Annotated in this window: 11 protein-coding genes and 1 pseudogene; 4 read left to right on the top strand and 8 right to left on the bottom strand. The window is 43.2% G+C overall.

The window, feature by feature from the left end:
* Positions 1-106: 106 nt before the first annotated feature.
* Positions 107-241, top strand: a complete 135-nt coding sequence (locus NST20_RS13610; RefSeq protein ID WP_017554043.1) for a hypothetical protein — start codon at positions 107-109, stop codon at positions 239-241.
* On the opposite strand, the gene NST20_RS13615 is transcribed toward NST20_RS13610, so the two are convergent.
* The 4 genes from NST20_RS13615 to NST20_RS13630 all read right to left on the bottom strand — a co-directional run bounded on the left by NST20_RS13615 (position 236) and on the right by NST20_RS13630 (position 4,679).
* Positions 236-1,093: an aldose epimerase gene (locus NST20_RS13615; RefSeq protein ID WP_342399655.1), complete on the bottom strand. Its 858-nt coding sequence runs from the start codon at positions 1,091-1,093 to the stop codon at positions 236-238. The genes NST20_RS13610 and NST20_RS13615 overlap by 6 nt on opposite strands.
* Before the next feature lie 144 nt (positions 1,094-1,237).
* Positions 1,238-3,289 carry a catalase gene (locus NST20_RS13620; protein WP_342399656.1) on the bottom strand — a complete coding sequence of 684 codons (2,052 nt, stop codon included), beginning with the start codon at positions 3,287-3,289 and terminating at the stop codon, positions 1,238-1,240.
* A 436-nt stretch (positions 3,290-3,725) separates the two neighbouring features.
* On the bottom strand, positions 3,726-3,989 hold the full coding sequence (locus NST20_RS13625; RefSeq protein WP_342399657.1) for a hypothetical protein: 264 nt from the start codon (positions 3,987-3,989) through the stop codon (positions 3,726-3,728).
* A gap of 57 nt (positions 3,990-4,046) precedes the next feature.
* Positions 4,047-4,679, bottom strand: a complete 633-nt coding sequence (locus NST20_RS13630; protein ID WP_342399658.1) for a hypothetical protein — start codon at positions 4,677-4,679, stop codon at positions 4,047-4,049.
* A 24-nt stretch (positions 4,680-4,703) separates the two neighbouring features.
* Here NST20_RS13630 and NST20_RS13635 point away from each other — a divergent pair, with 24 nt between their 5' ends.
* A complete protein-coding gene (locus NST20_RS13635; protein WP_342399525.1) occupies positions 4,704-6,008 on the top strand; it encodes an IS1380 family transposase in 1,305 nt (434 codons plus the stop codon).
* A gap of 915 nt (positions 6,009-6,923) precedes the next feature.
* On the opposite strand, the gene NST20_RS13640 is transcribed toward NST20_RS13635, so the two are convergent.
* Positions 6,924-8,339: an ISLre2 family transposase gene (locus NST20_RS13640; protein ID WP_342399659.1), complete on the bottom strand. Its 1,416-nt coding sequence runs from the start codon at positions 8,337-8,339 to the stop codon at positions 6,924-6,926.
* A 113-nt stretch (positions 8,340-8,452) separates the two neighbouring features.
* Here NST20_RS13640 and NST20_RS13645 point away from each other — a divergent pair, with 113 nt between their 5' ends.
* On the top strand, positions 8,453-9,865 hold the full coding sequence (locus NST20_RS13645) for a transposase (RefSeq protein ID WP_342399660.1): 1,413 nt from the start codon (positions 8,453-8,455) through the stop codon (positions 9,863-9,865).
* Between the two features lie 532 nt (positions 9,866-10,397).
* Here NST20_RS13645 and NST20_RS13650 read toward each other — a convergent pair.
* Together NST20_RS13650 and NST20_RS13655 are read right to left on the bottom strand one after the other, a co-directional pair.
* Positions 10,398-11,951: pseudogene (locus NST20_RS13650) on the bottom strand (IS5 family transposase).
* Between the two features lie 106 nt (positions 11,952-12,057).
* A complete protein-coding gene (locus tag NST20_RS13655) occupies positions 12,058-12,696 on the bottom strand; it encodes a LysE family transporter (protein ID WP_342399661.1) in 639 nt (212 codons plus the stop codon).
* A gap of 389 nt (positions 12,697-13,085) precedes the next feature.
* Here NST20_RS13655 and NST20_RS13660 point away from each other — a divergent pair, with 389 nt between their 5' ends.
* On the top strand, positions 13,086-13,559 hold the full coding sequence (locus NST20_RS13660; RefSeq protein WP_342399662.1) for a glutathione peroxidase: 474 nt from the start codon (positions 13,086-13,088) through the stop codon (positions 13,557-13,559).
* A 156-nt stretch (positions 13,560-13,715) separates the two neighbouring features.
* Here NST20_RS13660 and NST20_RS13665 read toward each other — a convergent pair whose 3' ends face one another.
* Positions 13,716-14,204 (bottom strand): PTS glucose transporter subunit IIA, encoded by a 489-nt coding sequence (locus NST20_RS13665; protein ID WP_342399663.1) that lies wholly within the window; start codon positions 14,202-14,204, stop codon positions 13,716-13,718.
* Between the last annotated feature and the right edge of the window lie 278 nt (positions 14,205-14,482).

The following is a 14,482-nucleotide window of genomic DNA, read 5'->3' on the forward strand; positions in this document are numbered from 1 at the left end:
TGGATGTAGCGGTCATGGGCATTTTTGGGATCATTTTATTGCGTTCTAAAAACCCGCTAACCCTGGAAAAAACGGTATCAGAAACTTTAAAAGCAGATAAACCGTAATGAAAATGGCAAATAAAGCAGCGATACCTTCTATTGTCCGGGAATCGCCGCTTTTTCTCATGAAAGCTGAAATTTTTGCTCATAGGAATGGCGGAAAAATTCCGGGTCATCAGCAACAGCTGAATGATTTATGATTTGTTTTCCAGGTAAAAGTTCACTTCCAGTACAATGGGTTTGTCCGGTTTTACAAGGATCAGCCCTTCTTTCGTGTTCAGCGCTTCGTTTTTCGCGACCCATGGTTCGATGCAGACGAAAGGCGCATCCCCTTCCACCCAAACGACAGTGTAACGGAAATGTTCGTCTGCTTCAATGGCGAGATCCTTTGTGGCATGGAAAGCTGCCTTTACTGAACCACCTTCAAATATCACGGATTCTTTTAATCCCGCCATCTCCAGTTTCCCAGTAAGTGGCTTTTCTTTGTGGCCATTGTAATCGAAATAAGTTGTTGCAGCGGTCTCCAGTTCCAGCGCTTTATCCCGGATGGCAAAGTATGGATGGAACCCCGGGCAAATCGGCATCGAGTCTACTGACCGGTTTGTGGCTTTCTGCAGGATGGTTACTTTTCCGCCCGCTAAGCGATACGTTAACTGCATTTCGAAATCAAACGGATAGGAAATACGCGTCTCCGGTGTACTATGGAATGCCAAAGTGATTTCCGCATGATCCATGCCGCACGATTGGCCTGCCACTTCTAAAGGGCGCGTCCGGACAAGCCCATGGTTGGCCATTTGATATACCTGGCCTTCCCATTCATACTGCTTGCCCCTGAGCTGCCCCGCGATTGGGAACAGAACCGGAATCCCGCCGCGGACATTTTTATCAAGATTAAACAGCGTTTCCTCATTCATATACAGCAAATCCTCATCTGCAATATGAATGGCTGTGATCATTCCGCCCCGTTCAGGGCAGACTTCCACAAAAGCCCCCTCCCCCTTCAAACGGAAAAAGTGCATGCCTTGCCGGTCAAATTCTTCTATGCTGTACATGTGATCCCTCGATTTGTTAAGTATTGAACATCCGTTTTATTATACCATTCGTGAAAACTCTCTACACCAAAAACTGCAGTCCACCCAATCTTTGGATGTAAAAAAAATAACAGGGAGAATCCGCCGCTCCCTGCTATCTTAAAATCATATCAAACGCCTGTCCCAATGGCGGTCAGCTGCAATCGCCTTTAAAAATTCTTCTGTAAATTGCCGGGGATCTTCTCCCGTGACCACTCCCGCCTGGTTTAACAGATTTCCTTTTTCCAGAAATACAACGCCGTCAAACGTGGCGCCAATTGCTTTATAATGCATAAAAGCCTCATGAATAAATTGCGCGGCATTTTTTTCAAATGCAGGGGTTGACCCTTGCCCGCCTGCTGCATAAATCGCATCAAATAAAACAGAACTGCTTGTCAGGAATGTTTCTGTTGCCTCAAAAATAGTCCCGTCTGTACCTTTTACATCACCTGCTTTATCACTGATGATGACGGGCTGGACGCCTGCAGCCTGCAAGCCTTTCACGACCGCTGCCACTTTAGGCCCATTAAATTGGCTACCGAGAATCACGCCGACTTTACGTGTGTCAGGAAGCATCACCGTGTTCAGCATGCTGAGCGCCGGAGAAGACTTTTCCAGTTTTGGATCCTCTGCGTTTTCAGGCGGATTTACGCCAATTGCATTTGCGACCGCATTCGCAAGCTTGGTGCTGACATTGGCAAACATATCGACTGCCTTTTGCTTGACCGACTTGCTTTTTACTTTGCCGAGTTCAAAGCTGAAGGCCTGGATAATATGCTGTTTCTCCGGTTCCCCCATGCTGTTCCAAAACAGGATGGCTTGTGAAAAATGATCCTCGAAACTCTTGCTGCGGTTTCGCACTTTACGGCCTTCCACTTTTTCCTGGTAATGTGCATAACCGCCCTCCTGTACGCTGGAAACAGACGGGGTATTATTTGCAAGCGAATTCCTATGATAGCTGACCTGGCCAACATTGATTGTCTGGCGGCCATATCCGTCGCGCTGGTTATTATGGAAAGGGCACACCGGCCGGTTAATCGGAAGCTCATGGAAGTTCGGCCCGCCCAGGCGGATCAGCTGCGTATCCGTGTATGAGAACAAGCGGCCCTGCAGCAGTGGATCATTGGTAAAATCAATTCCCGGTACAACATTGCCGGGGTGGAAGGCAACCTGCTCCGCTTCGGCAAAGACATTATCGACATTGCGGTTTAACGTCATTTTCCCAATGATTTTCACAGGAATCTCTTCTTCCGGCCAGATTTTCGTCGGATCGAGGATATCAAAGTCAAAAGCAAATTCATCTTCCTCTTGAATCATCTGGACGCCGAGCTCCCATTCCGGATAATTCCCCATCTCAATGGCTTCGCACAAATCGCGGCGATGAAAATCCGGGTCCTTCCCGGCAATTTTTTGGGCTTCGTCCCATACCAGCGAATGGACACCGAGTTTTGGTTTCCAATGGAACTTAACAAAGCAGGCCTTTCCTTCTTCGTTTACAAACCGGAATGTATGGACGCCAAATCCCTCCATCATCCGGAAGCTTCTCGGAATCGCCCTGTCCGACATATGCCACATCACCATATGGGCAGATTCCTGGTTGTTCACAACGAAATCCCAAAACGTATCATGTGCCGTTTGGGCCTGTGGAATTTCGTTATGGGGCTCAGGTTTAAAGGAATGCACCAAATCCGGGAATTTAATGGCATCCTGGATAAAGAAAACCGGAATATTGTTTCCGACAAGGTCATAGTTTCCTTCTTCCGTGTAAAACTTTACTGCAAATCCGCGCACATCCCGGACGGTATCTGCCGACCCCCGCGACCCGGCAACTGTTGAAAAGCGCACAAAAACAGGCGTCTTTACAGCAGGATCCTGCAAAAATTTCGCTTTTGTATAAGGTTTCATGGATTCGTAAACCTGAAATTCGCCGTGTGCAGCATAACCTCTTGCATGGACAACGCGTTCAGGAATCCGTTCATGGTCAAAGTGGGTAATTTTTTCACGAAAATGGAAATCCTCCATCAAAGTCGGGCCGCGTTCGCCCGCTTTCAGAGAAAATTCATCTTCTGAAAGTTTTAACCCTTCGTTTGTCGTCATTGGTTTTCCTTCATCAATGGAGCGAAACTGTTCCAGTTGGCGATCCTTCTCATTTTGGCCCGGTTTCCGTTCACTACTCATTCATATCTGCCTCCACTCTTTGCATTGGATCATCACTCCTCATTCATTTCGTACCCTGCAAAAAAGGAAGGCAAACCGCAAATCGTTATTACGCCTCTTCGTGTTAGCGGAGCCCACCAGCTTTCACGCCCGTGTTCCATTCAGCAATCACATTTACAACTGATCCTTTGGCGTTTTCGCTCGCTCCCTGTCCCCCGGAAAATTTCCGGATGACGGCCGGCCTTCATTTCCAATTCGTTCCTTCGGGGGGCTATCAAAATCTTTTCATTAGATCACCTAAATGTGGGAGGAATTAAATTTGATGGACATCCCATTTAAATTTTTAGCGATCTATTTGGCAGTAAGTGAAAATTTTGGCAGAGGTTGAGGGTAAAAATAAAAAATCACTTACAAAATATTTCATAAGTGATTCATGTGGATATCTAATATTGGAAAATTAAACAGGAAAGTCTTTAACGATTTCATAGTCAACAATAGGAGGAATACGATCTGCCAACATTAGATCTTTTAACATTATTATCCGAATAGATACATCAGCGTCGTAAAAGATCTCTCCATCAACCGGCAGTTTTTCGTATGGAACATTTATAATTTTTAACTTTTTATTGTCTATAGTCCATTCAACCGTTCTTTTCAGTTGGGTAGTGGGTCTCATTTTTTTGATACCCTCCTTGTTTTTAACAAGTATAAGGTTTTTCATTTATATCCTCCTAACAATTTAACCTGATTTACAGAAAATAAACAATGTATTCTGGATTTATTGTTTTTCATCCTTAAAATCATTTTCACGAACAAATTTTTCAAGTTTAGCAAGCGTCTTAGCGTATTCATCATTATATTCAGAAACGCGCCACTCTGTTTCTTCAGGCTCATCGTTTTTTAAATGAACGGTGATAATCTGTATTCTGTGCTTGCCGCTCGATAGCCGCATAAAAGCAATCGCAAATGTATACTCGTCTGGATCCCCATTTTTTGTTACGGTGTAAGATAAATGTGGATACCCCTTGAATTGAGCCTTGTTTACGATGTTCGTATCGCGTACTTTTTCAATTAATTGTATGATGATGGCTTTCTTGTCAGAACCGATGCGTTGCGATAATCGTTCTACAAAGTGTTCTGATATCTTGACCGTTTTTTCATCTTTCATTTCTTGTCCGGTTTTACCCGCCATAATGGAATTTTTTGTACTTAAAACGACAGTCTTTTGTGTATCTGTTAAATACGATAGAGTTAATCCATATTTTTTTTGTTTCAGTCTGGAAAGTTCGTAGTCGGATGCCCAGCTGCGAATTTCATCAATTTGATCCTGAATTACGAGAGTAAAGCAGAAGCTTAAAATAAAAAGGTGCCCCGAATCTCTGGTATAATTGGGTTTGTATAGAACTACCAAACCAGAAAGGAGGGCACCTTTAAGGTGAATTATATCACTTCTGTCTCGAAAATCAAATATGCGTTTCGTTTAAAGAAGAGTACGAATTTTAGCGGGCTGCTCCCGATTTTGCAGTTTCTGGAAAGAATGAAGATTGAACAGACCTTCCGGGATTTTGACTGCTTGAAAAAATACAATGCCAAATATCCTTTAAGCAAAATCTTTATATACCTGGTGATTGGCTGGCTGTCCAATTGTTCCCGGCTATCTCATTTCCGGACTTTGCAGGATGATCCTTTAATCATGGCATTTATGGGCGGGAAATGCCCGCACTATACCCTTTTAAATAAAGACCTGCTAAGAATTGAAAAGTTGGAGGGCGCTGATCTTGAATTCAAAGAACGCATGATGGATTTGATTGAACCCTGGCTTGACAAGGAGCTCATTCTGGATTTTGATTCAACCGTGGAAACCGTCTATGGGGGCCAGGAAAAAGCAGGGGTCGGAGTAAATCCCTACAAGCCGGGAAGAAAAAGTTATCACCCTCTTCTTGTATTTGAAGGGAAATCCCGTCTTTGTTTAAACGCCAGGCTGAGGGAGGGAAATTCCCATTCTTCTCAAGGGGTACTCGGTTTTGCAGAAGAGACCTATCAGCTGCTTTCTCCCCATTACCCTATTCGTTATACCCGTTTTGACAAAGGATTTGGTGGAGAAGATTTCTACAGTTACTGGGAAAACGGTGGGATTGGCTATACCGGCAAACTGAGGTGGACTTCGAGACTTAAAAAAAGGGTTGAAAACGATGATTCACCGTGGATCCGCTATGTTGACGACGAATTGACCGTGATAGAGGGAAAAGCCGTTGATTACCAGGCAAGTTCCTGGAAGAAGCCAAGAAGAGTTGCGGTAATTCGTAAAGCTGACAAATATGAGGAAAGTCAGCTTCAAGCTTGTGATTTTTTATGGAAGTATGAAGCGATTGTGACGAACATGGACTGGGAACCCATTGATATTTGGAGATTCTATAACCAAAGGGCTTGCATGGAAAACTACATCAAAGAGTCAAAATATGGATTCTCGATGGGCAAGATTTCAACGCATTCATTTGACGCCAACCAAATGGATCTGCTGATTAAACTGCTGGCATACAATTTATTCGAGATCTTTAAAAAAGAACACTGTCCGCCAGCGTATCGCTCTTATACGATCAGGAGATTCCGGAGGGAATTCATCTACGCGGCTGGCGTGCTGGTCTATCACAGCCGAAGTGTCATTTTAAATATTTGTGAAACATACGCCCATAAAAAGGCATTCCGGCAAATGATTCAAAGTGTACGGCTGATTGACTGAGTGTGAAGGCTGAAACAGAATACTGGAAATTGAAACGCCCGCAAATGTGGGGAGGGGGCAACTGTGGCCTTAATAACCCAAAAATAGGCAGTTGTGATTCCATTTTTGATAATATTATCCATTTATTTTCCATATGATTCCAATTACCTGCATCAATCTAGTAAAGTTTTGCACTTTCTTAATTTGGGTTGATCTCTTTCAAGCGTAATTATTTCTTTTAGAGCCCTTGCCAAAATGCTATATCCCCTGAAACTGTAAGCAGTCAGACAATTAAAGGTCGTTGATTTATTCCACTAAAGAAAAAAGACGTTTGTAGGAACATTATGACAAATGTAAAAAGAAATTGTGAGTTTTTGATTTTAATAGGATAAATTTGCTTATTATAAGTGCCAGAATTTTATCACTTTTTGAGGCTTTGGGCGAGTTTCAATAGATTAAGCTACTCATTCCTGTGGTAAATATTGTAAAACGGAAAAGGATAATTTTTTTTGAAAAAAAAAGAGCCATGAAAGCCACTCCTTTGTTAAGATATAAGTACGCCCAAATATCCAGGGAGTGATTTCATGACTATTTCTATTCTAACACAAACCAGAGACTTTTCAATACAACAAAATTTGAGTATGTGTCAAGTTTTTCTCGACAAGGTTTAAATATCGGGTATTCCAAGACACTCTTTTTGTACACTTTCGGCTACCGTGCTTTACTTGCTCGGTGTAATTTTCGGAAAAGATGTAATATTTCCGTATAAAGATGGATAACGGGGATGTTGAGGCGCGCGAAATTCACTCGCTTTCCGCGGGCGGCCGGCGAGCCTCCTCGCTCGTACCTCGCTGCGGGGTCTCTCCTGGCTCGCTTTTCCCGCAGGAGTCTCGTAAATTTCGCGCGCCTCAACGATCAGTCCCCACTGAGCCAAGCTTAAAACGAAAGCTCTAATATTTTGCTTAAATGTCCCATTGCCGATGAACTGCTTGAATGCAGGGCAACTGATCCGTGCTTTACGCCCACTGACGGGCGTACAGGCTGCTTGAGTAGTTGAGACATCCTGATTAATTGTTTCAAGTTCCGTTGCTTTCTCTCGCTTCTTGAACGGTGTTTCAGATAGACTTCTCTCAATGTCCCATTGAGTATGCCTTGTTTGATTTTCACCATGGCTTCTGCGCCAAGTTCACTCCAATGCATGCCCCTTTTTTTCATCCTGAAGGAGATATGCCTTTGATTCGATTCCATCGCTCCTAGGCCTCTCGCACCTTCCGGCACGTTTTTCACCCTGTCTCTCCAGTCAAAAATGCGGTCCCAGTTTTTCAAGATATACGAACGGAATTCCTTGATTTTCTTGAGAGCCTTTTTATCCGTCAAGGTGCTTTCGTGCGTATCCAAATATAACGTGAATTGGTCCAGGTCATGCGTTCTAATCGCTTTTCTAATTTGCTCTTTGATCTCGCTCTTTCCGCCCCCGAATGTCCTTACGATGGCTTGTGCAACGTGGTAGGTATCCAGCTGGTTGAGCACCGGAAATTCCGACTGTGAGAATGCTGTTTGAAACCGTTCAGCTGTATACCCTGCACCTCCATCGCTGTTTGTAATGACATGCGCTTTTTCAAGAGAGTAGGTGTTGGCAGCTTTGGCTTGCACTTCATCCCAAAATGTCTGGATGGCTTCCGTTGTCATGATGACTGTGGGCTGACGCAGGGAGACCCTTTTACCATTGGTTTGCCATCCCTCATAGAGAATGGCGTGGTGGACTTCCATACTCTGTTTCTTTTTTAGTCCCCGAACGAATACACCATCTGCTTCAGAAAACAGGTAGTCTACCTTCTTCCCCTCAGGCAGGGAAACAGCTATTTCTAGCTCTTCTACAAGTGCCTTATCGGCTTCCGCCTGAGTTTTCCCTACGTGTTTTACCATGTTCCCTACAGTTGTGTGACTAAGGCTCACTGCTGTCCATTCTTTTAAAATATCAGCTACCTCCCGATAGGTGTTCTCACTTGCCAACTCTGCCACCTTTAATTCCACTAACGGGCTGTATCGTTGGTATGGTAAAAGCCCTAACCATTCATCCAGAGGATAATGTGAATTCCCTTTCTGGTCATGCATTAGTGAACGTTTAAAGGTCACATTTCCAAATAAAAACTGAATGCTTCTGTTATCACTCCGGCAGTACTCCCAACCATCCTCCAGCTTTTTCTGCTTAATTGTTTTATCTAACGTCTCAAATATTTCCCCAACCCATTGCGTAAAGGCATTCTGAATCAGAATTTTAACTTGTTCTTCAAATTCAATAAGACTTTTTGTATCCTTTAATAATCTAGCAATTATTGATATAATATCCATAGGAAGACCTCTTTCTAAATGTATTCGCCCACAAGCGTACATTTAAATGATAGAGCGTCTTCCCATTTTTTTCCACTCATCTGCCCTTCGAGTAAAATTTTACACATACAAATTTGATTCCCCACAATTGGCAAGACTATGCCGATATACCATTTGTCATTCCAGCCATGTGTTTCCCATGGGAGATTTTTAAGCCGATTGAACGAGAATACTACACCCTTTTATATTTGCACCTAAAAAATGAAAGAGCACATGATCCTTCTAATGAAATACAACCGGCACTATTTTCAATAACGGAGGAAGAAGACAAGTCTGCGTCTTCATTATTTCATCTCCCTTCCACTGGGAGAAAACCGCATCCTTTCATGCCCTTTTTTCGTGCTTTTGAACTGGCCTCTTTACAGTATATTGAAGTGATGGTGGAGAGTGTCTATTTGCAAGTGAAATCAAACCCGCTATTTGCCACCATGTGTGGATTTACGGAGAAAATTCCGAGCTACCGTTCCTTTGCTCGTTTTGATCAAATCATGACAACAAATGGTCTTTGGGAAAAAGCCCGGCTATTGGTTGTTGAATATAATAAAGGGGAAGGCGTGGTTGAAACGAATGAGGAAGCAGCCGCCGTGGATACATCGCATATAGAGGCAGAAGCAACCTTGAATAAAACAAGGAAGACGTGTTCTTGTGAGGGTAATTGCGATTGCCCCAGAGTCCTTACGGACGACAATGTAGGGGTAATGCGTAAAAGTAATGCAGTCTCCTATATTGCGCATAAATTATCAATGGTATGCGGGGTGAGATCCGGTTTGCCTTTGACGCGGGAAGTATTTAAAGGAAATACACCCGATGGGAAAACATTAGAACCGACATTGGAAACGTTTAAGACAGAGCACCCCGAGATGGCTGAGCAGTTGAGCTTTATCCTGGCAGATGGAATCTACCAAACGCCGGAAAATCAAAAAGTGACAAAGGATGTATTACAGGCGAAATTGGTGGCACCGATCAATCCACGGAACCGTAAAGATAAACCAACTACCGCCCGAGGGATTGAAAAAATCAACCGGTACGGCACTCCCATCTGTATCAGTGGGCATAAAATGGAACTTAGAGGATCTGATCGGGAAAAGGGGCAATATATTTACACTTGTCCTGTATTTCATCCAAATGCCAAGCAAGAAGGTCTCACCTGCCCGCTAGCGAATCACGCGGAATGTTGTAATGGGGCAGCACAAGGAAGAGTATTTAGGATGGACTTTGATCAAACGCCTCAAGTAGATGTCGAGTTGCCTCAACATGGTCGCACATTTGAAGTGTTATATAGTGCCAGGACGATCATCGAAAGAATCTTTGGCATTTTAAAAGACGGATACAGTCTCCGTCGTGTTCACAAGCGTGGGAAACAGGCAGTTGAAGCTCATGTAGATCGATGCATGATATCTATGCACATCATGGCAAATATGGCGTACCATCAGACAGGAAAGGCCAATTGTGGATGGACACGCAATCGGCTGCAAAGAGCAAATTAAGTTATTCACAGGTGGATATGTGAATAAGTAAAATGAGCGTTTCCTTTCCACAAAGGGTAGTGAAAAAAACCCATTTTGTGAAGGCGGGATACGTATGCCCTTTTTTTGAAGGAAAATGACCGTTTTACTTCTATTGAATTGAAAATCTGGATGAAAAGGCAAAAAAACCGGGATAATTAATTTTCCAGAGCCTCGCTCAAGGGTATATTTTTATTTTGGCAGAGGCTCTTAAACAGACAATTTCCCTGTCTTTAAAACAAATTTTGATGAAAGACAAGACATAACACACCCTTTATAGAGATCACCTTACTATAATATTAGTTCAAATGGCTTATCGTTGTCAATCAAATTATTAGGAATATTTAAATGAAACTCGTATTTGATTTTCGAGACAGAGAGGATATCATTGACCTTTCAGGTTCCTTTCTGGTTTTGGTTCAAATCAATTATACCAGAGGTCCGGGGCACCTTTTCATTTTAAGCTTCTATTTTACTTTCGTATTTTAGGGCTTGCTGAACGAATCAAATTTGGTCAGATACAAGCCAAATTCCGATTATCAAAATATAAAATAGTGTTGTGTAAAAATTTCAAAAAAAGAACCCTGAGCTTGCGCTCCAGATTCAGTATGAGGAATTGAAGGGCTACTACTGTTTCGCTGGTCTCCTGAAGGCGTGCTCGAATAAGGCCCAGCCCATACTTGCGCTTGCCTTCGCCAAATTTGCCTTCAACGGCATTACGTTCAGAGGCATCCTGCCTTGCGACGCGTTCCAAGGTTTTGTCTTCCGTTCTGGATGGGCGTCCTAACCTTGGCCCACTCAGACGAATGCCAAGAGATTTGCAGTATGCCAGATTATTACGGTTTCGGTAAATTTTATCTGCCAAGATCGCTTCCGGATAAAATCCGAACCGGTTGTAGTAGTTTTCAACAGATTCCTTGAGAGTGGTCCCTTCATTGTAATTTTCCCAGTCGAGGTGCTCAATCAAGGCATAACCATCTACGACACTGATGGCGACTTTTGAACCGAACTCCACGTTCGCTTTTGCCTTGCCGCGCACAATTGGACGGACATGTGGCTGGGAAATGCTTACAATCCGGTGGTCAACCCGGTGTGTTTTCTTTTTGTACATTTCTGCCTGTTGGCGGTAAAGTTCATGAATCACGAGAAGTTGCCTGTATTCATCTTTGCTTAAAAGAGACAGAGAGCTTTGGGAAACAAGATTTTTAATGATCTCCAGATCTCGTTTCACATATCCGAGCTGTTTGCCTACAGCTTTCCGGATTTTCCGGGCGCCAGCTTTACGTTGCTTAGCGACAGAAAGATAGTCCTTGCGGGCTCTTTTTCTGTAGGTCCGTGGCTTACGTAATTTCCCTTTGTGTGGTTCATGCAGGACATCAATGATATGTTCCAATTTCTCACGGGCTTCGTTCAACAACCCGAGGTCTGTAGGGTAAGCAATATCAGCCGGTGCACAGGTTGCGTCCAAAATGAGCTTTCCTCTGTTCTTCGTTTTGGGAGAAGCCGATTCAGTTGAATGCTTTTCTGAATCGGAACCGGAAGGCTGAAGATCGCCACGATCATGATCATGATCATTACGATCTTCATCATCATGATCTTCATCGTCGTGATCCTGATCATCATTGTTGTCGTTTTCCTTAGATGCTTCTTCCAATTGGCGTTTTTGTTCTTCCAGAACGATCCATTCATTCAGTTCGTTGATGATATTTGCGCCCAAACGTTTTCTAAAACGAGTCATCAGAGAATGGTCGAATGGGGCTTTTTCCTGGAATTCAGGCAAGCCGATAAAATACTGAAGATACGGGTTTTCTGTGATCTGTTCGACTGTTTCCCGGTCAGACAGCCCAAGCCGTTCTTTGATATAAAGAGCCCCAAGAGCGATTCTGACAGAATAAGCCTTTTCGCCTTTGAATTTCTTCTTGAAGGACTTGGCATACTTTTCTTCGGCCATCCACCAAGGAATCATTTCAGCAAGACGGACCCAGCGATTTTCTTTATTTCATTTCCCACCGAATGGTAGAAAAAAATCATCTACAAAAGTTAATTGATGTTCGGTCTTTTTGTACATCGTAACAGCCTCCAAGTGCAAGGTTTTTTACGTGTTTCCTTTGAAATCCTTACACTTTATATTCGACAAAAGTAGCCAAAATCCTTGTCAAATCTGGAATTTTTGCTTATTCAGCAAGCCCTAAATACAAACTTTTCACGGCTTGATACCCGAAATGTATGCCAAATCCAATTAAGGCAATCCCGGCAATGACAGACAGCCATTTTAAAAAACGCTGATGAACAAATTTTCTTCCAAAGTGAACGGAAGAAGCTACCGTTATATCCCAGGCAGCTATCCCAATAAAAATCGCGCTGCTGTAAAGTAAAGCTTTTCCCGAATTTACCGTATTTAAAATTGTGGTTAAAACCGACCCATAAATGCCAATCCAAAATATAATATTCAGTGGATTAGAGATCGCAATCAAAAAGCCTGACAGAAAAGATTGCAGCAAATTTCCTTTCTTTTTCTCCTCTGGTATGGTGATTTCTCTAAAAGCATCTCTAATGCTCTCATAGCCTAAGTATACAAGAATGATACACCCGAAAATCCACATCATCAGCTTCGCAACTGGTGTAGTTAAATATGTAGATACACCGAAATAAATCAAAAACATTAAAACAACATCGGCGGACATCCCGCCCAAGCCGACAAACCAGGAATGCAAAAAGCCTTTCTTGATCCCCCTCTTAACCATTTCAATCGTAATGGGGCCAACTGGCACTGAGAGGGAAAGCCCTAAAACAATGTAGCTAAAAATATTCATGTGCTCACCTTTCTCCCTGCAATTAAAACTCCATCTGTCTCTGACAGCTAATACTGCCAACCCGCTGTTTGTTAAAATGGCATCTTCATTTGCTGTTGATCAAAAAACGGGCACCATCATCCCCCCCTTAAAAAATATGAGTGTGTATCTTCATACACCTATTTTAATATTTATCCAGTCTGAAATAAATCATTTTTTGCAATTTTTTCCTACTCCACTCATTTACTTTCACACCTTGAACAGTTGGTGTTGGAACTCATTTTGATATCGCCCAAACAACAGAGCCACAAAACCAGACGTGATATCACCATCCCATCATTTGACATGCACCCCTATTCACTTTACGATAGTGACAAGAAATAAAATTTCCGGTGAAAAGGAGACTGGTTATGTCCATTTACGACTATTCTTTTGAACGGCTTACTGGAGAAGAGGAAGAGTCTTTGTCCAAATATAAAAACCAGGTGCTGCTTATTGTCAATACGGCAAGCAAATGCGGATTTACACCCCAGTATGAGGGGCTTGAGCACCTTTACGAAAAGTACAAAGACAAGGGGTTTGCCGTGCTTGGCTTTCCGAGCGACAGTTTCATGAAACAGGAGTTTGACGAAAGCGAAAAAATTGCAGCATTTTGCCAAGCCAACTATGGCGTAACATTCCCGTTGTTTAAAAAAAGCAAAATGAAGGGGAAAGAAATGAACCCGCTGTTTGCCGAATTGCTCGAGCAGACAGGCGAGAAGAAAATCACATGGAATTTCAATAAATTTCTCGTCGATCGGCACGGCCATGTCATCGGCTATTACGGCTCACGGACAAAACCGGAAGAGCTGGAGGAAAAGATTGAGGAACTGCTGCAGGTATAGCAATAAAAAAGCGGGAAGTTTCGGCATCCCGCCCGTAATGTTACGCTGATTTTGTTCATGCATTGAAATAGCGTAAAGAAATGGGAAGACATCGTTCCAAATGTATCCGTGCATTTGGATGGGCGTGTGTCTTCCCATTTTCCATCTGCAGGAAAACTATTTCATTTTCACCGTCAATAAAACCGATTTGCCACGTTTTGCCGATGTTTCAGCGGTTTTGGTTAGCGTATCCACGGCATCGAAATTGGTGATGACGATAGGGGAAATGATACTTTCCGCACGTTCCCTGATTTGTTCGAGGTTAAAGGTGACCAGTTTATCACCTGCTTTTACACGATCCCCCTGTTGAACAAAGCCTTCGAACCCTTCCCCGTTCAAAGCAACAGTCTCCATGCCGATATGAATCAATATTTCCAATCCGCTCTTTGTCTTCAGCCCGACTGCATGCTTCGTCGGGAAAAACTGGACGACTTCCCCGTCCACCGGTGAGACCACAACGCCTTCATCCGGTTCTATCGCAATGCCATCCCCGATCATCTTCCGGCTGAACACCTCATCCGGCACATCTTCTATTTGAACAACCTTCCCGCTCATTGGCGCAACAAGTTCCTCCACTGCAGCTTTTTTTGAAAAAAGTTTAAACATATGCTTCCCTCCCGTATTTTTTGAATACCCTTACTTTAACATAACAAGGAAAAAAATGGTGGTCCTGCATCACCCGGAATACCCGTATGAAAATGAGCTGCTGTTTGAAATCATTTGCCTTGTTCCGGTGGTTTTTTAACCAGTTAGCACCAATCCTCGAGCTTCCACGCTTCATGAAAAAGGCGAAAAGCTCGCATTCCTTTTCGCCCCTTCCATTATTTCAATCCCGGCCGGTATACCTCATTCAACCTTCGCACTCCGGGCCGTTTTTGAGAAAA

It is taken from the genome of Weizmannia sp. FSL W8-0676 (genome assembly GCF_038593015.1).
Classification (GTDB): domain Bacteria; phylum Bacillota; class Bacilli; order Bacillales; family Bacillaceae_C; genus Weizmannia; species Weizmannia coagulans.

What these genes read in the sequence shown, in the direction of transcription:
- NST20_RS13625 (WP_342399657.1), bottom strand. Translation starts at nt 3,989, where the DNA reads ATGAAAAACCTTATACTTGTTAAAAACAAGGAGGGTATCAAAAAAATG.
- NST20_RS13620 (WP_342399656.1), bottom strand. Translation starts at nt 3,289, where the DNA reads ATGAGTAGTGAACGGAAACCGGGCCAAAATGAGAAGGATCGCCAACTG.
- NST20_RS13665 (WP_342399663.1), bottom strand. Translation starts at nt 14,204, where the DNA reads ATGTTTAAACTTTTTTCAAAAAAAGCTGCAGTGGAGGAACTTGTTGCG.
- NST20_RS13660 (WP_342399662.1), top strand. Translation starts at nt 13,086, where the DNA reads ATGTCCATTTACGACTATTCTTTTGAACGGCTTACTGGAGAAGAGGAA.
- NST20_RS13610 (WP_017554043.1), top strand. Translation starts at nt 107, where the DNA reads ATGAAAATGGCAAATAAAGCAGCGATACCTTCTATTGTCCGGGAATCG.
- NST20_RS13640 (WP_342399659.1), bottom strand. Translation starts at nt 8,339, where the DNA reads ATGGATATTATATCAATAATTGCTAGATTATTAAAGGATACAAAAAGT.
- NST20_RS13655 (WP_342399661.1), bottom strand. Translation starts at nt 12,696, where the DNA reads ATGAATATTTTTAGCTACATTGTTTTAGGGCTTTCCCTCTCAGTGCCA.
- NST20_RS13615 (WP_342399655.1), bottom strand. Translation starts at nt 1,093, where the DNA reads ATGTACAGCATAGAAGAATTTGACCGGCAAGGCATGCACTTTTTCCGT.